This is a genomic window from Paenibacillus dakarensis, from assembly GCF_001373415.1.
GTDB classification, from domain to species: domain Bacteria; phylum Bacillota; class Bacilli; order Paenibacillales; family Paenibacillaceae; genus Paenibacillus_AQ; species Paenibacillus_AQ dakarensis.
This window is the reverse complement of sequence record NZ_CDSE01000047.1, coordinates 43,963-61,174: the sequence shown is the minus strand read 5'-3', so window position 1 is coordinate 61,174 and position 17,212 is coordinate 43,963. Positions and strand designations below refer to the sequence as shown.

The 17,212-nt window shown below is 43.8% G+C and carries 18 protein-coding genes and 1 other annotated feature; of the genes, 16 read left to right on the top strand and 2 right to left on the bottom strand.

From position 1 onward, the window contains the following. Window positions 1–30 precede the first annotated feature (30 nt). The 9 genes from BN1234_RS13355 (at window position 31) to BN1234_RS13315 (ending at window position 8,273) form a co-directional block, all read left to right on the top strand. A complete protein-coding gene (locus tag BN1234_RS13355; protein WP_054957160.1) occupies window positions 31–669 on the top strand; it encodes a nucleoside recognition domain-containing protein in 639 nt (212 codons plus the stop codon). Window positions 670–675: 6 nt separating this feature from the next. Next, entirely contained in the window at window positions 676–1,209 is a 534-nt protein-coding gene (locus tag BN1234_RS13350) for a spore maturation protein (RefSeq protein ID WP_054957159.1), read from the top strand. Between the two features lie 99 nt (window positions 1,210–1,308). Further along, a complete protein-coding gene (locus tag BN1234_RS13345) occupies window positions 1,309–1,650 on the top strand; it encodes a hypothetical protein (RefSeq protein ID WP_054957158.1) in 342 nt (113 codons plus the stop codon). Between the two features lie 20 nt (window positions 1,651–1,670). Further along, entirely contained in the window at window positions 1,671–2,426 is a 756-nt protein-coding gene (locus BN1234_RS13340) for a pseudouridine synthase (RefSeq protein ID WP_054957157.1), read from the top strand. 126 nt (window positions 2,427–2,552) lie between these two features. Further along, window positions 2,553–3,080 (top strand): redoxin domain-containing protein, encoded by a 528-nt coding sequence (locus tag BN1234_RS13335; RefSeq protein ID WP_054957213.1) that lies wholly within the window; start codon window positions 2,553–2,555, stop codon window positions 3,078–3,080. Next, window positions 3,077–4,771 carry a cytochrome c biogenesis protein ResB gene (locus BN1234_RS13330; protein ID WP_054957156.1) on the top strand — a complete coding sequence of 565 codons (1,695 nt, stop codon included), beginning with the start codon at window positions 3,077–3,079 and terminating at the stop codon, window positions 4,769–4,771. Before BN1234_RS13335 ends, BN1234_RS13330 begins: the two co-directional genes overlap by 4 nt. After that, window positions 4,768–6,021, top strand: coding sequence for a c-type cytochrome biogenesis protein CcsB (gene ccsB / locus BN1234_RS13325; RefSeq protein WP_054957155.1), 1,254 nt, complete (start codon window positions 4,768–4,770; stop codon window positions 6,019–6,021). The genes BN1234_RS13330 and ccsB overlap by 4 nt, the downstream gene beginning before the upstream one ends. Window positions 6,022–6,134: 113 nt before the next feature. Continuing rightward, the gene (locus BN1234_RS13320) at window positions 6,135–6,851 is read left to right on the top strand and encodes a response regulator transcription factor (RefSeq protein ID WP_054957154.1); all 717 of its coding nucleotides are present in this window, start codon (window positions 6,135–6,137) and stop codon (window positions 6,849–6,851) included. Next, window positions 6,852–8,273, top strand: coding sequence for an ATP-binding protein (locus BN1234_RS13315; protein WP_054957153.1), 1,422 nt, complete (start codon window positions 6,852–6,854; stop codon window positions 8,271–8,273). It abuts the gene before it with no gap. Window positions 8,274–8,379: 106 nt separating this feature from the next. On the opposite strand, the gene serA is transcribed toward BN1234_RS13315, so the two are convergent. Beyond that, window positions 8,380–9,972, bottom strand: coding sequence for a phosphoglycerate dehydrogenase (serA, locus tag BN1234_RS13310; protein WP_054957152.1), 1,593 nt, complete (start codon window positions 9,970–9,972; stop codon window positions 8,380–8,382). A gap of 165 nt (window positions 9,973–10,137) precedes the next feature. Further along, window positions 10,138–10,361: a binding site (T-box leader), on the bottom strand. 236 nt (window positions 10,362–10,597) lie between these two features. On the opposite strand from serA, the gene BN1234_RS13305 reads away from it, so the two are divergent. From BN1234_RS13305 to BN1234_RS13295, 3 genes are read left to right on the top strand one after another with little or no spacing between them, the layout of a single operon-like run. Then, entirely contained in the window at window positions 10,598–11,197 is a 600-nt protein-coding gene (locus BN1234_RS13305; protein ID WP_054957151.1) for a CPBP family intramembrane glutamic endopeptidase, read from the top strand. Beyond that, on the top strand, window positions 11,184–11,582 hold the full coding sequence (locus tag BN1234_RS13300; protein ID WP_054957150.1) for a hypothetical protein: 399 nt from the start codon (window positions 11,184–11,186) through the stop codon (window positions 11,580–11,582). Before BN1234_RS13305 ends, BN1234_RS13300 begins: the two co-directional genes overlap by 14 nt. Next, window positions 11,579–12,385 carry a metallophosphoesterase gene (locus BN1234_RS13295; RefSeq protein ID WP_245640170.1) on the top strand — a complete coding sequence of 269 codons (807 nt, stop codon included), beginning with the start codon at window positions 11,579–11,581 and terminating at the stop codon, window positions 12,383–12,385. The genes BN1234_RS13300 and BN1234_RS13295 overlap by 4 nt, the downstream gene beginning before the upstream one ends. Before the next feature lie 75 nt (window positions 12,386–12,460). On the opposite strand, the gene BN1234_RS13290 is transcribed toward BN1234_RS13295, so the two are convergent. Beyond that, window positions 12,461–13,387: a polysaccharide deacetylase family protein gene (locus tag BN1234_RS13290; protein WP_054957211.1), complete on the bottom strand. Its 927-nt coding sequence runs from the start codon at window positions 13,385–13,387 to the stop codon at window positions 12,461–12,463. A 93-nt stretch (window positions 13,388–13,480) separates the two neighbouring features. Between BN1234_RS13290 and BN1234_RS13285 the strand changes: the two genes are divergently transcribed. From BN1234_RS13285 to ypeB, 4 genes are all read left to right on the top strand, one after another. Continuing rightward, entirely contained in the window at window positions 13,481–13,873 is a 393-nt protein-coding gene (locus tag BN1234_RS13285) for a hypothetical protein (RefSeq protein ID WP_054957149.1), read from the top strand. A gap of 196 nt (window positions 13,874–14,069) precedes the next feature. After that, window positions 14,070–14,681, top strand: a complete 612-nt coding sequence (locus tag BN1234_RS13280; protein WP_054957148.1) for a genetic competence negative regulator — start codon at window positions 14,070–14,072, stop codon at window positions 14,679–14,681. A gap of 60 nt (window positions 14,682–14,741) precedes the next feature. Next, window positions 14,742–15,446 carry a glutamic-type intramembrane protease PrsW gene (gene prsW / locus BN1234_RS13275; RefSeq protein WP_054957147.1) on the top strand — a complete coding sequence of 235 codons (705 nt, stop codon included), beginning with the start codon at window positions 14,742–14,744 and terminating at the stop codon, window positions 15,444–15,446. Between the two features lie 310 nt (window positions 15,447–15,756). After that, a complete protein-coding gene (gene ypeB / locus BN1234_RS13270; RefSeq protein WP_054957146.1) occupies window positions 15,757–17,112 on the top strand; it encodes a germination protein YpeB in 1,356 nt (451 codons plus the stop codon). Window positions 17,113–17,212: the final 100 nt, after the last annotated feature.

Sequence of the window (17,212 nt, the reverse complement as noted above, 5' to 3'; positions counted from 1 at the left end):
TTGACGAAGAGAGGGACAGGAGGAAGAAACATGATCAATGTGATATGGATGGGCATGCTCCTTATCGGCTTTATTTTTGCTGCGATCAACGGGAATATGGATGCTGTCACCAAAGCTGCTTTTGACGGGGCACAAACGGGGGTAACCGTTTCGTTCGGATTGATCAGCGTTCTTGTATTTTGGCTCGGAATTATGCGGCTGGCAGAAGATTCTGGAATGCTGGCAAAGGTAGCCAAGTTGATGGGTCCGATTGTGCGCTATTTATTTCCTGATGTACCGAAGAATCATCCGGCAATAGGTTTTATCCTGTCCAATATGAGTGCTAACTTGTTTGGACTTGGAAATGCAGCAACTCCGATGGGCATTAAGGCGATGCAGGAACTTCAAAAGCTCAATCCGGACAAGGATACGGCTACCCCTGCGATGTGCACGCTGCTTGCTTTAAACACCGCCAGCATTACCATTATTCCTACGACACTCATTGCAATAAGAATGAACTATCATTCAGCAAGCCCTACAGAGATCGTGGGTACGACATTACTTGCTACAGCAGTAGCGACCTTGGCTGCAATCGCAGCGGATCGCTGGTTCAGGGCACGCACCATTCGCCGGCATAAACCGCCCCGGGACGGGGATGGATTCAATGCTGCTGTTAGCGGGAAAGGGTGATGACAGGTGCTGACGTGGATTAATACCATATCCATATGGTCAATTCCGGTCATGATCGCGTTTATTCCGCTATATGCTTTTACCAGGAAGGTTCCCGTGTATGAGTCCTTTGTAGATGGAGCCAAAGACGGGTTCTCAACGGCGATATCGATTATTCCCCATCTGGTTGGCATGATGGTGGCAATTAGTGTGTTCCGATCGTCTGGCGCACTGGAATATATGGTTGGCTGGACATCGCCGTTCTTTCAATGGCTTGGTGTTCCAAGTGAAGTTCTGCCATTAGGAATTCTTCGCCCTCTTACAGGAACGGGATCCCTGGCATATACAACAGAGCTGATCCGAGCTTATGGCCCGGATTCGATGATTGGGCGGATTGCATCAACCATTCAGGGTAGTACGGACACTACATTATATGTATTAACTGTTTATTTTGGGGCGGTCGGCATCCGGAATGGACGTTATGCACTGAAAGTAGGATTGTTCTCGGATATAGTCGGTTTCATTGCAGCGATCGCGGTCTGCCTGTTTGTCTTCGGATAAACAGGTTTTTTGTTTTTTAATTAGGTCAAATGACCATATCCATGGCAGGGCCTCTGCATATACTGATGAATCCACAGACCGTATGAAGAGGGTGATGATATGGAGTTCGAAGGATTTATCATACACAATAACTCATGCGATAAGAAGAAGGAAGAAAAATGGGATTTTACCATCCGCCGTGACGGCTCGGTTTCAGCTTCACCCGAGTTTATGGAATCTGACTATATTCACATTTGCCTGGAAGGGGATTTTAACCGGGATTATGAATTGATGGATAATGAACAGAAAATACAGCTTTTTATGGCGAGCAAGATCATCTATGAGCTTTCCCGCCGATTTTCCATATCCCCGCTTTTTTTGTTTCCGCATAACGAAACTTGCCCGGGTACACATTTTCCTTGGAACGTGCTTGTGATTTATCCTGCAGGTGGGTATCATTAGGTTGAGGTGACCAAAAGGACATGGAGAGATTACAAAAGATTATGGCACAGGCCGGAGTTGCTTCCCGCCGCAAGTGCGAAGAATTGATTTTGCAAGGAAAGGTGCAGGTTAACGGGGAAACCGTAACCGAGCTTGGTACCAAGGCGGACCCCGATCAAGATATCATCACGGTTGCTGGCAAACCGATCAAGAATGAGAAAAAAGTATACATTATGCTGAACAAGCCAAAAGGTGTCATCACGAGTGCCTCCGATCCGGAAGGCCGTAAAATCGTGTCGGATTATCTGAAAGGCGTGAAAGAACGCGTATATCCGATTGGACGGCTTGATTACGATACGGAAGGACTTTTGCTGCTTACGAACGATGGCGAATTCGCAAATTTGCTTAGTCATCCGAAGTATCATGTGCCCAAGACATATCTTGCAACCGTTAAAGGCGTACCGCATGGAACCGAACTGGACAAGCTTCGCCAGGGTATTATGCTGGAAGACGGCATGACCTCACCGGCTGAGGTAGAGTATAAAGATGTTGATCCGGATAACAAACAATCCGTAATCTCCATTACGATTCATGAGGGCAGAAACCGTCAGGTCCGCCGGATGTTTGAAGCCATCTCACACCCTGTAACCCGTCTCAAGCGTATTTCTTATGGCGATCTTCTGCTTCAAAATTTAAAAAGAGGCGTGTATCGTCATCTGACTGCAGATGAAATTAATACGCTGACACAGCTGGCAAAATCGGCTAAGCCTGAAGGAAGTCCACGCAAAAAACGTTAAATCCTGACACATAATATTCAAATTGAATTGCGGCGTTTATGACAAACTTCGTTATAATGTTCATAGGATGTTCACACATGCTGCGAATGTTATGATGAATGTCATAGGAAGGGTGCTGCTTTGTTTATGGTCAAATCAAGGAAAACGGTTCAAATCATCATCCTGTTGATTATTGTTCTATTGGGTGCTTATGCTGTGGCTACCGTAGTTACTGGGAAAGACAGCATTCCTAGAGAAGGAGATAAAGCTCCTGACTTTCAGTTGCTTGGATTGGACGGTAAGGTGCATACCATGAAGGAATATGACGGCAAAGCCAAGGTCATTAACTTCTGGGGAACTTACTGTCCTCCATGCGTGAGAGAAATGCCTGCACTGCAAGCCCAGAGAGATAAATGGGTGAGCAAGGGAGTCGAAGTAATAGGCATAAATGCCGGGGAAGACAAAATGACGGTTGAAAATTTTGTTGCAAAAACCGGTGTGAAATTCCCCATACTGATGGACCCTGATCGCGATACGGTAGGAGATTACAAGGTTGGCCCCATGCCGGCAACCTATTTTGTGTCGTCTAAAGGCGAAATCGTTCACATAAAGATAGGGGAACTAGACTTAAGCACTTTGGACAAACAAATCGAACAGTTGGTGAATGAACAATGAGTCAGGAGAAACATTCTTTAATAACAAACACGAAATGCGAATGCGGCCACCAAAATCCGGTTGGCACCGAGTTATGCGAGGCATGCGGAAAACCGTTGACGGAAGAGGCGGAATCTCAGCCTATCCTTGAAATGCGCTATGATGGAGTAGCCCGCCGTTCGCAGAAATCCAATCCGGGTGTCATTGATCGTATCTGGAACTTTTTTTCCTCGGTTAAAGTCGCCATTTATTTGATTGTTTTCACGTTGGTTGGCTCCATGCTCGGGACCATTTATCCTCAGGAAAGCACATTCCTAAACATTGATCCGTCTGTTTACTACAAGGAAGAATATGGGCAGTTGGGTCACATTTATTATTTGCTCGGTCTTTCTCATACATATACCTCCTGGTGGTTTGTGCTTTTATTGGTTATGATTGGAGCTTCGCTTGTAATATGCAGTCTTGACAGGGTTCTGCCATTGTACAAAGCTCTTAGCAGGCAGCGTATCCCGAAGCATATATCCTTTCTTACCCGCCAAAAGGTAACTTACCAGACTTCGATTAACGGGGACGGAACGGAATGGGTAGAGAAGGTCAAGCCTATTATTCGTAAAAAAGGCTACCGTGTTCGAACGGATGGAGGCACTTTGCTCGCAGAGAAGCAGCGCTTCAGCCGCTGGGGGCCTTATGTACTTCATATTGGCCTCATTGTTTTCCTGCTGGCCGTGCTTGCCAGAGGCTTGCCGGGAATGCATATGGATGTACATATCGGATTCCCTGAAGGGGAAGCCAAAAAAATTCCGGACACAAGCTATTACCTGGAGAATGACGGTTTTTCGGTAGAGTTTTATACAGAGGACGACATGCCTAATGAATTTAAAGGCAAGGGCAAGGTTCTGCCTAAGAAGTTCGAAACAAAGGCGATTCTTTACAGATGTGAATCCGATTGTGATGATCTGACGAAAGAGCCGAAACTGATTGAAGTGGATCGTCATAATATCCAAGTGAATGATCCTATGAATTATAAAGGACTCATGGCCTATCAGTTCGACTATGATCTGAATCCTGTCTTGCGTTCGGTTTCACCAGTATTGGTAAATGCCCAGACGGGTGAAGAATATGGAAAGTTTACATTGAACATTAGGGATCCGGAACGCGAATACAAGGTTGGAGCCTATACCCTCAAGCTGAAAGAGAAATTTTCGGACTTTGGTCTAAACGATCAGGGGAAACCTGCGAATATGTCATCGAATCAAAATGCACCGGCCTATTTATTCCAGATTTATGGACCTGATCTGCCGGAAGATGGCGTGCAATATTTCTACTTTCCGAAACAAATTGACAAGGAACGATTTCAGCAGGATGCACTTAATGCCCAGCTTGCCGGAGGAAGTATTCCCCTCAACTTGGATGTAATGAGCATGGAGGATGTCGACTTATCGAAATCCACCACTTATTTGAATGTACGCGTCGATAAAGTTATGCCTTTTATATGGATTGGAGCAGCAATAGCCATGCTTGGCCTGATTATGGGCTTCTATTTCCAGCACCGCCGTATATGGCTTAGAATTGATGATGGAATGCTGACTTTGGGAGCGCATACGAACAAGAACTGGTTTGGATTGCGAAGGGAAATATCGGCTGTATTCAAGCAAATGAATATCGAAGTGGAAGAGAAGTCATTGGAGAATAATAGGGGGAGCAAGCTATGACATTAGTGGATTTTAGTAGTGATGTATTTATAGTGGCATTTTTGCTGTATTGTTTGTCATTTAGTTTTTACGGAGTAGCGATTTTAGGCAAACGCTTCAGAAAGACAGATCCGGAGGTTCATGTTGCTAAATGGGGTAAAATTGCCTTTATCACGTCTACCATCGGTCTTCTCTGTCATCTGATTTACTTCTTTACACGTTGGGCAGGATCAGGACATGTGCCTGTCAGCAACATGTATGAATTTATGACGTTCTTATCAATGGCTATTATGATTGCATTTCTGGTCTTGTTTATTCTTTATAAAAAATCGATGCTTGGACTATTTGCACTGCCGCTTGCAATCATTATTATGGCTTATGCTGCAGTGTTCCCACAGGAAGTTCAGCCGTTGATTCCTTCCTTGAAATCATACTGGCTCGGCATTCATGTCACGTTAGCGGCCCTGGGTGATGCATTTTTTGCAGTAGGCTTTATTGCTGGTTTGATGCATTTGCTGCGGACGGTTAATTTCAATAATAAAGACAAGTCCGCTCGCCGGGAACAGCGGTGGTTGGAGCTTTGCATGTTTGCTATTGTCGTGCTAATCGGATTTATCGTTTCTGTCTACAGCTTCCGTGCAGCGGGTTATCATGCAGAATTTAATCAGACAAATGTTGACCCTAAAACAGAAATTAGTAAAATAGTTAAAGTGGAATATGATATGCCTCCTATTGTAGCTCCTTATAATAGTGAAGTTAACGAGATGCAGTCTTTCCTGGGAATGAAATCTCCACTCTTTAATGCACCTTCATGGATGCATGGCGCAAATGCAGGTCGTAAATTGAATACAGTTATTTGGTCGATTCTTAGCGGCTTGATCATTTATGGAATTATTCGACTGATATTACGCAGACCACTGGCTAAGGTTATTCAGCCAGCATTGAATAAGCTTGATCCGGATGATTTGGATGAAATCAGTTACCGGGCGATTGCGATTGGCTTCCCTGTATTTACACTGGGTGGATTAATATTCGCTATGATTTGGGCACAAATCGCTTGGGGACGTTTCTGGGGCTGGGACCCGAAAGAAGTATGGGCTCTTATTACCTGGCTGTTTTATAGTGTATATTTACACCTGCGGTTATCCAAAGGTTGGCAGGGAAAGAAATCATCCTGGCTTACTGTTATTGGCTTTATCGTCGTGATGTTTACACTCGTCGGTGTAAATTTAATTATTGCAGGGCTCCATTCCTATGCTGGAACTGAATAATATGATAATGTTATAAAAGTGTGTAATCTATTAGAATTAATCAGAAGGTCCTCGGTTAAAGTCGATGAGGACCATTCTGATTTTCCTCTATGATAATGAAGGAGATGTTACCGATGACAGAGCTTGGAAATCGTATCCTCGTAGTAGACGATGAAGAACGCATTAGGCGTTTGCTTAAAATGTATCTTGAGAAAGAAGGATATGAAATCGATGAAGCCGAGGATGGAGAGACAGCTCTAAAGAAGGCGACGAATGAAGATTATGGGCTCGTGCTCTTAGATTTAATGCTGCCTGGAATTGATGGAGTAGAGGTATGCTCACGTCTGCGCCAGGTGAAATCCACACCGATCCTTATGCTTACAGCGAAAGGTGAGGAAATCAATCGTGTTCAAGGCTTTGAGGTAGGGGCAGATGATTATGTTGTTAAACCCTTTAGCCCTCGTGAAGTAATATACAGAGTTAAGGCTATCTTACGCCGTTCATCTGCAACCGCTTATCTTTCCAAAGAAACAACACCAAGCAACAGTATTGTTTTTCCGCATTTGGTTATTGAGCATGATGCTCACCGTGTAACCGCAGGCGGACATGAAATTAGCTTAACGCCTAAAGAATATGAATTATTGCATTATCTGGCATCTTCACCGGACAAGGTGTTCTCAAGAGAAGAGCTGTTGAAGGATGTTTGGAATTATGAATTTTTCGGAGATCTTCGGACTGTTGACACTCATGTAAAAAGACTGCGCGAGAAACTGAACAAGGTATCGGGAGAAGCAGCGGCTATGATTACAACCGTATGGGGAGTAGGCTACAAACTGGAGGTTCCGAAGTAAGTGAACTTCATGAGAACGCTCGTCGGCAAGCTATGGATCACAATTACCTGCCTCGTAGCATGTGTTTTGCTTATACTCGGTCTATTCCTGCTTCCTTATATAGATACCGTATTTACGAATTCTGGAGCTATTAAACGTTTGTTTACCTATGTGTCGATTATCGGATTCTCGATGACGACTTTCTTTGGTTTGTTTCTCCTAACAAAGATTACTCAGCCAATGCAGAAATTGATCCAAGCAGCTAATGCAATTCGTAAAGGAAAATACGGAACTCGTCTGGATCTCGTTACGAGTGATGAAATCGGAGAACTGGCGAATACTTTCAACCATATGGCGGCTGAACTGGAGACAACGATTCGCAGTCTGAACCATGAGAAAGAACATTTGGCTAGTGTTTTGCGAAGTATGAGCGATGCTGTTATAACTTTCGATAACAATGGCAATGTGATTTTGGCAAATCCTCCGGGTCAGGAAGTCATGAAGAATTGGCAGGGTCTGCACTGGGATGATGAATTAAAGGGCGGCGGTTGGGATGCCGATGTCATACCCGAGCCTTTAAGCGCCTTGTTCTATAAAACGATGCATGAGGGCAAAGACCAAAGTACCGATCTGCATGTTAAACAAGGGGTCTGGGAGGCACATATGGCTCCGCTGTATTCGGATGAGGTTATTCGAGGAGCGGTTGTTGTTCTGCGTAATATAACAGAGCAGGTGAAGCTTGAGAAGAGTCGTACTGATTTTATCGCTAATGTATCTCATGAAATAAGAACGCCGCTATCCATGATGCAGGGTTACAGTGAGGCGCTGCTTGATGGAATGGCTGAAACTCCTGAAGAGAGGGAGGAACTCATTCGGGTTATCCATGAAGAATCACTTCGAATGGGGAGACTAGTTAAAGACCTTCTGGATTTAACAAGAATGGAAGCGGGACACTCGGAATTAGTAGGCCGTAAAGTGGACGCAGGAGAGCTGTGCGAGCGTGTGTACCGCAAATTCGCGGTTAGGGCCAAAGAACGGGACATCGACCTGCGATTGAGCAAATTAAACGGCAACTTAATGCTCGAGTTTGCAGATGAAGATAAACTGGAGCAAGTAATGACCAATTTATTGGATAATGCTTTCAGGCATACTCCTTCTGGAAAGGTCATTGAAATAACTGCTGACCGTGTTCAGAACCAGACGGGCGCTGCCGTCAAAATCGTGATTTCAGACCAGGGAGCGGGCATTCCTTCAGAAGATCTCCCTTTTGTGTTTGACCGGTTTTACAAAGCAGACAAGGCCCGTGTTCGAGGGGAGTCCGTGGGAACGGGAATTGGTCTTGCCATTGTGAAAAATATTGTAGAAACGCATAAAGGAACGATTAGTGCTACCAGTGTAGTGGGAGAAGGCACGGAATTCACCTTCTACATACCTGCAGAATAGGAACTATTACATCAAATAATTACAAAAAACAAAAAACACCTTCTTATTTTGAAGGTGTTTTTTGTTGAATGATAAACTTTAATCTTGTTCTACGTGGAACATGGAATTAATTAAGTACGATTTCCTGAGCTGAATTAAGATCGGCAAGTCCTGTCAATTTAACAAGCACTTCTTTAGGGACATCCTTATCGACTGTAAGGAACATGATAGCTTCTCCGCCGATTACTTTACGGCCAACCTGCATCGAGGCAATATTGACATTATTCTCACCAAGGAGAGTTCCCACTCGTCCGATTATACCTGGAATATCATTGTGGGATATGAGAATTTGGTATCCCTCAGGTGCGATATCAACCGGGAATTTATCCAGACGTACAATCCGTTCTCCATAGCCATGGAGCAATGTGCCGGCAATCAGACGCTCGCTTCCGTTTTGTGATTTCAAGGTAACAGTCACCAAATTGGTGAAGCCCTTGGTTTTTGGTGTTTGAGAAACGATAACATGGAGGTCGCGGCTTTTTGCAAGATGCATTGCATTAACGATGTTTACATCGTTTCCTAGATGGCGTTCAAGTACACCTTTAACAATATAACGGGTCAATGCCTGTGTATCTACCTCAGCAAGCTCACCTGCATAGTCAACATGGATCTCGCTCACCGCGTGAGCTGTAATTTGTGCAACCGCACTGCCCAATTTTTCACCGAGATGAAAGTATGGCTGAAGCTTGCTCATCACATTTGCGGCAATGAGAGGGAAGTTGACCGCATTTTTAAATGGCTCATCCCGCAGGATGTGAAGCACCTGCTCCGAAACATCGATTGCTACATTCTCCTGGGCTTCCACGGTGGAGGCACCCAAGTGAGGGGTGACTATGACTTTAGGGTGTGTTAGAAAAGGATGGTCTGCCTGAGGTGGCTCATGCTCAAATACGTCAAATGCTGCTCCAGCTACGATACCTTCATCAAGGGCTTCTACGAGTGCCAGTTCATCAATGATTCCGCCTCGAGCACAGTTCACAATCCGCATCCCAGGCTTCATCACTTCAAATTGCGGTTTTGCAATCATATGACGAGTTTCTGGTGTAAGCGGTGTGTGTACAGTTATGAAATCTGCATTCCGAATGATGGTATCTACGGAAGCTAATTTCACTTCCAGCTTTTCAGCGCGTTCCTCGGTAAGGAACGGGTCGAAAGCGAGGATGTTCATACCGAAAGCCTTTGCACGTTTTGCAACTTCGCTGCCGATACGACCCATTCCCATAACACCAAGGGTTTTGTTGCGCAATTCAACGCCAAGGAAGGATTTACGATCCCATGTGCCTGATATGGTCTTCGCATAGGCTTGGGGAATATGACGAGCAAGTGCGATCATCATGGCGAATGTGTGTTCAGCCGTAGTGATAGTATTACCGTCCGGTGCGTTGATTACCACAATACCGCGTTTGGTTGCTGCTTCCAGATCGATGTTATCCACACCGACGCCAGCACGGCCAACTACTTTTAGATTCACACCGGCATTCATGATTTTTTCGGTTACACGAGTCTGGCTTCTTACCAGAAGACCATCGTACTCACCGATAATAGCAACCAGTTCGTCTTCTGAAAGGCCCGTCTTTTTCTCTACCTCTACGTCTTGAGCATCCATTAGCTGCTGGATACCCAGGTCACTAATCGGATCCGACACCAAAATTTTATACATGGTTTCTCTGCCTCCTTAATACCTTCTCTAAGTATAATGTGCTGCATAAATATAGAATAAGGACTGCATATAGCGCATTCCGTTATACCTGGATTCAAGCGACGCGGTAATGTGAAAAAGGGAAAATCATATAAAAAAAACCTCGATCCGCATACTACTTCCGTAGTAAGGGACGAGATTTATTCGTGGTACCACCCTTATTCACTGCCTTAAGGCAGCCTCAAACGGCCATTCGTGGCCATGATTGGTAACGGATATCATCCGATTACGCCTACTGTATTCAGCGGAATATCTCAGGATCGCTCAAGAACACTTTGCGCCGCCGATTTGCACCTACCATCGGCTCTCTGTAGACGTTTAAAGCTTCTTTTTTCCATCATCGGTTTTGGTCGATTAATTTTTTCATAATGTATCATGGCTTTTGTAATCATGTCAATAGGTAATTAGGCAAGTATAAAACGCGATGTTCTGGCTATCTGGTTGCCTTAAGCCTTGTAATACGGGCGTTTTATTTGCTATGATGCATATGCCGACTTATTTTTATTGCTCAGGATTTATGGATAACATTCTATTTATTTTATTTATAATCTATTAATTAGATCATTATAAAGACAGGCAGGCTAACATGAAAAAATTCAAAATTAAAATCAAAAAGATTGAGCCGAATCAGCTAAATGATCGGCTGCTGTTGATTAATTTGTATCTAACACAAGGCCTAACACTGATTATAGGCCTGATCTGGATCATGTTTCAGCAGCGGAACCCTTTTAGACTGCTTGCTGTACCAACCGATAAACAATTTATCCTATGGGGATTAGGTCTTGCCATTACAATGCTGGTCATCGATTTTATCATTTCCCGAATTGTACCGGAGAGCGCGATGGATGATGGCGGTATCAACGAAATGCTGTTTAGTAAAAGACCGGTCTGGCATATTATTGTTATCGCATTTATAGTAGCGGTATGTGAGGAGCTTCTATTTCGCGGAGCCATTCAATATGCTTTTGGCCCTTACTGGACCAGTATTCTGTTTGCTGTTATCCATGTACGTTATTTAAGGCACTGGATTCCGACTGGCTGGGTGTTTTTGAGCAGTTATGGTCTTGGGTATATTTATATAGAGTCAGGAACACTTTGGGCACCGATAATTTGTCATTTTGTCATTGATATGATATCAGGAATGATGATTCGTTTTCGGAGGAAGGAAGATAATGAACGAGCTTAGCAGAATGGATCGACATCAGCGCCGACATAAAGGCCGGAAAAAAGATAATAAGGCTGCATCAGAAGAATCAGCTTTTCGTTCAAAATCAATAAAGGAAGACCAAGTTGTTCATGAAAGAGCGCAGCAGGATTACGACGTTTCAGCTGTAAATCGAACACACGAAGTTGAAGAACTGCGCAGGTCAAGACGTGAAGACCATAGTTATGATAAATTCGAGCTTGATGAAGAATCTGTAACACCAACCAGAACAAGCACTTATCCGTCATCACGGGTAAGAATGAGTAAATGGTTTGTCAATTCTCTTATTGTAATTTTTATCCTGTTGATGGCCGGTCTGGTCTACTGGGGATTGATCGGTGCACCGCCTTTGGAGGAAATGTTTTGATTGTAGAGGTTAGTTTAGCGGCAGGTGTTATTGCATTGAGTGCGGCAATATGGATGAAGATCGAAGCATTTGGTTACCGGGTTAGAAATGAGGTCATTGAGACCCAAGACATCCCAGATGCATTTCATCTTTATAAGATTTTGTTCATCACAGATATACACCGCCGCAAGCTTTCCGAACGAAAGATTCTGTCGCTGAACCTTCAGCCAGATTGCATCATGCTGGGCGGTGATATAACAGAAAAAGGGGTTCCGTGGGAGCGTGTGGGCGCTAACTTAGAGATATTGCGAAAAATAGCACCAGTCTATGCCGTTCTTGGCAATCATGATTTGAAGGCAGGAAGCGGCAAGCTTGAGACTTTGTTTGAAGAGCCCGGGCTGCTCTTGCTTAAAGATGATACGGTTATGCTTAACAAGAATGGAGACTCCATCGCCTTAAGCGGTATTATGCAGCCAGTTTCCCGTAATGATCCGTACAGTTCTTTTCTAGGGAATGCCCACAAAGGTCAATACCACATTGTTCTGGTTCACGATCCGATATGGATTAAGGATAGACGAAGCATTTCTGCAAATCTGATCTTAGCTGGCCACACACACGGTGGACAGATTGTACTGCCTTTTCTTGGGGCGGCGCGCCTTGAAGGATTTTATAAAAAGTATAATGCTGGTTGGTATCATCTTGGTCATAAAGCGAAAAAAGCAGTCCGAATGCTGATTAGCCGGGGGTTTGGTACATCGCATATCCCGCTTCGATTTCGGAGTCCATCTGAAATACACTTGATTACATTGATTAAAAAGCCTTGACTTCTTAACCCGTTTAGGGGGAGGAGTCAAGGCTTTTTGTAATGGCAGAGAGTTTATGTAGACGTCTCTAATCATTTATTTTGTTTTCAGTTCAATATTTTGAGGATCAACGAAGCTGTACCCTTTCTTCTCCAGCTTAGTTAGAAGTGTATCCAGTGCCTCAACAGTCCAAGGAAGCTCATGCATAAGGATATTGCTTCCGGGATGAAGCTGCTCCATCACATTGTTAATAACGGCCTCCGGATTGTTCCTGCTTTGGCTTTCCCAATCCAGGGAACCGTTGGACCATGTCATGAACAGCATGTTATTTTCGCTTACGACTTGCTTGACATAATCTCCACCTGAGCCAAAAGGAGGCCTGAAAAATTTAGGCTTCTCACCGATGGTATCCATCACTATTTTTTGAACATCCTCAATCTGTTTCTTCGCTGTTGCTTTGCTTTCCTTTTTCAAATCGATATGATCCCAGCTGTGATTTCCAATAATTTGACCCCGCTCGTGTATTAATTTTAAAAGCTCGGGATTCTGCTTTACCCGGTACCCATTGACGAAAAATATCGCTTTAGCCTTATGTTTGTCCAGTGTATCTATAAGGCCATTGATCATTTTTTCATCCTTAGGACCATCATCAAAAGTTAACAACACGATTTTTTTCTCCGCTGCTTCATCATTCGGAACAATATTGTATACCTTATTCATGTAGTACTGAGGGGCTGCAGGTGTCTCTTCTGCTTGGGTGTTATCAGAGTTGTCTTTTTCTTTCCCGGTATCCTCAGATCGCTCCGGTTCTGTTGAAGTTTTATTCGAAGTATCCGAGGGGTCCAAGGCATCCGAAGAATCCTTATTTTCTTTGTCAGAAGAAGGAGCTTGGTTTGTCTCATTGGGTGCTGTATTATTTTCTGATTCTGCTCCTGAAGGGGCCGGGCTGTTTTTTTCGGCTTGCCCGCAGGCGCTGAGTACTAAACTGGCCGCCAGAAACAGCGCGGATGTTCTTATAACCATCATTTCCATCTCGCTTTCCTGTATTTATACTGCATGGATTTCCAGAGCAAGAGAACACTACTTATGAGTTTATCATTGAAGGAGGTAATATTTGTGAGATCTTCGACATTTTTATTCGGTGCCTTAATGGGAATTGCTGTGTATCGTATGTTCTCCGGCAAAGGCAATATGTCATTCTCTTCCATAGTAAAAGGGACGGACATTAGTCAATTGGCGAATACAGCAAAAAATATGATGAAAGACTATACAGGCAATTCCAGCAGTTCAAATCAAGGCAGCAGACGCCAAGAAAGCGTGCGTCCCAGTTCAAGCAGTTCAGAATCTTCCAGTCATTCCAAGAGCAATCAACACGGGGGACAGGCATCGTCTGATTCGAAGGCTGCCAACCTGAAGCTGGTTAAAGAATTTATCCAGAGCAATCCTGATGTCAAGCACGAAGTCGAACAAATTCTTAAAGAAACCAATACAGTCATACCGGGTTTGTAAACATCCAGAACGTATTCGAATCATTCCATGGGAATCTTTATTCCCTAAGAATGATTCTTTTTTTATCTGGTTACATATTTACGTGCATTTGTGGGTATTAAATGATAAAATCAATATATAAAACCATTTTTAGCACCTCATTATCAAAGAATCATATTTTGTTATAAATTTTTGTTTTTCAGAGGAGGATCCTGTCATGAAAATAGAACGTTTGAGTCAAGATAAGATACGGATTTTCCTCACGTTTGACGATCTGAGTGAGCGTGGGATACAGGAAGAGGAATTGTGGCAGGAAGCCCCAAAGGTTTATGACCTGTTTATCGAAATGATGGATCAGGCTTATAGTGAACTCGGCTTTGATGCTACAGGGCCACTAGCGGTTGAAGTGTTCACTCTGTCCGCCCAAGGTATGGTGGTATATGTGACGAGAGGAAAGTTTGATCACCATTTCGGAGGCTTATCCGAGGATGAAATTCCGGATGAGATTTATGAAATGGAAGTAACTTTAGAACAAAGCGGCAGCATTGTGTATGCATTTAACGATTTTGAAGTGCTTATTGAAGCCGCCCATATGTTGAACGATTTAGTCGACGGGGCAGGTACGCTCTATCACTATTTGGATAAATGGTTTTTATGGATGAATCCGGAGCAGTTGAATAGTGATAAACAGGCAGCAGTCACTGCTCTTCTTGCTGAGTTTGGTAATTCATCTACAGTAACAGAGGCTATTCTTGAGGAATATGGGAAGAAAATAATGCCGGAGCAAGCGGTAGGAAATATATGCTTCCACTTTGAACGCAGCAAATAATTCAGTGCGGTCAAGTGAGAACAGTAAAAGACATGCTGCAACTAATAGAGGGGGATTTCGGTGCTTGTGTTTTCAATCATAGCGTCTGCTTTGGCGCCGGGTCTCGCATTACTCACCTATTTTTATCTGAAGGACAGATATGATCAGGAACCGCTTCATATAGTTGTAAAGGTATTCTTGCTAGGATTCCTGATTGTCATTCCAGTTATGATTGTGCAGCGGGGTATGATATTATGGCTCGGGGACAACCCGGTAGTCGAATCATTGATTATTTCCGCAGGCGTTGAAGAATTGTTAAAATGGTTTGTGCTATACCATCTAATTTTTAACCATACGGAATTTGATGAGCCTTATGATGGCATATTGTATGCCACGGCGATTTCTCTGGGTTTCGCAACGGTTGAAAACATCTTTTACGCATGGTATAGTCACGCCGCTTTTGGTCCGATGCTGATTCGGGCTCTGCTCCCGGTATCAGGACACGCCATGTTCGGCATCATTATGGGATATTATTTTGGACACGCGAAATTTTCAGGTGAAAGGTCTAAACGAACCGCCCTCCTGCTTTCCTTACTGCTTCCTTGGATGTGGCACGGACTGTACGATTTGATCCTTAACACGGTAACTCATTCCTGGTTATGGTTTATTATTCCGTTAATGGTCCTGCTGTGGTACGGAGGAATGGGAAAGATTTCGCGGGCAAATAACCGATCTCCCTTTCGTTTGCTAAAGAGGGAAGAAGAGGTTTTAAAACCTCATCAATAAGGGCACACTTCATCGTATTGAACCCTGGCTGTGAGTCAGGAAAAAACGATGGAGGTGTCTTTTTTTTGCGAGTTAAAGTGAAGATACGTTGTAAAGAATGCGGGGAAAGATACATCTTGCGAGGAAAAAAAGAACATGGACGGATTGAGACAGGGTTTAAACGATGCCTCTGTGATAATCAGAGCTCCTTTGAAATTGAGGAGGACATGTAAATACAGCCGGGTAAGTAATGTTTTATTCACAATGCATAATACTTCATTCTTCTAGTCAAACTAACGGCAGTGAATAGAAGAAAGGAGTCTTTAACCATATGTATAAACGAATTAGTGCCGTATTGTTTCCCGTGGTGACCATAATGCTAATTGGTTCGCTTATGTGGGGAAATCAGCTTAAGGCAGATCGGAACAGTATGCAGATAAGAGCAGAGAACCAATATCAGCGTGCGTTTCACGATCTGTCCTATCATATCGATCGGATTCACGGTGAGCTTGGTAATACCCTTGCGGTTAACTCCGCATCACAGGGGATGCAGCGTAAAGGGTTGATGAACGTCTGGAGACTTACCAGCGAAGCTCAGACCGAGCTTAACCAATTGCCGCTTGCTATGCTTCCTTTCAGCAAAACGGAGGAGTTTCTGTCACGGATTGCCAACTTTTCTTACAAAGCAGGTGTCCGTGACATGACGAAAGAGCCGCTTTCCGACAAAGAAATTCAGACATTGAAGTCGCTGTACGCAAACTCCGGTGAAATTTCAAAGGATATGGAAAAACTTCGTAATACCGTTATTTCACAGAATCTGAGCTGGGTTGATGTAGATGCAGCGATGGCCAGAAATAATGAACAAGCGAGCAACAATGCAATTGTTGACGGGTTTAGTTCGGTGAATAAAAAAGTAGAAATGTACCCTGAACTCGATTGGGGTCCTTCGGTAAGCAGCATGTATGAAAAACGTTCCGTGAAAATGCTGTCTGGTCTTCCTGTGACGGAGAAGGATATTGTTCGCAAGGCGCTTAAGTTTGCTGATGCTGGTGAAAATGCGAATTGTCAGGTAATCGAGAACGGTAAAGGAACCGACTGGGAGTCCTATACCGCCAGGGTACAGCCACCGCAAGGAAGCCCGCTAAGTATGGACTTTACGCGTAAAGGCGGACTGCTTATTTCTTACACCGATGACCGCCAGGTAGGCCCGGCTAAAGTAAAGGTTTCAGAAGCCATGAACAGAGCAGAGGAATTCCTGTCGAAAAAAGGCTATCGGAATATGAAGGCTGTTAATGCAGATCAATACGATAATCTGGTGAACTTTACTTTTGTCAAAGAACAGGACGGAGTTCTCATTTATCCGGAGAAAATGACAGTAAGATCTGCATTGGATAATGGTAATGTTGTTGGGTTTCAGGCCAGCGATTTTATCTATGAGCATAAAGATAACCGGGAAATACCTAAAGCTAAACTAAGTCTTGCTGAAGCAAGAAAAACATTAAATACCGATTTCAAAGAGGTATACAGCCGTAAGGCATTGATTAAGAATGATCGGGCTGAGGATACGCTCTGTTATGAGATTGGCGGCAGAATCAATGGTGCTCAGTATCGTATTTATATCAACGCAGATACGGGGCTTGAGGAGACCGTTGAGATCATTCGGGATGCTGAGGCTGACATAAGCTAATATTTGCTGATAAAAAAGAACGGGTCTCCATAAGGAGGCTCGTTCTTTCGTTTCGTTATGTTTATAATTTTATACCTTCATTGAAAAGGGTGCGTGTTAT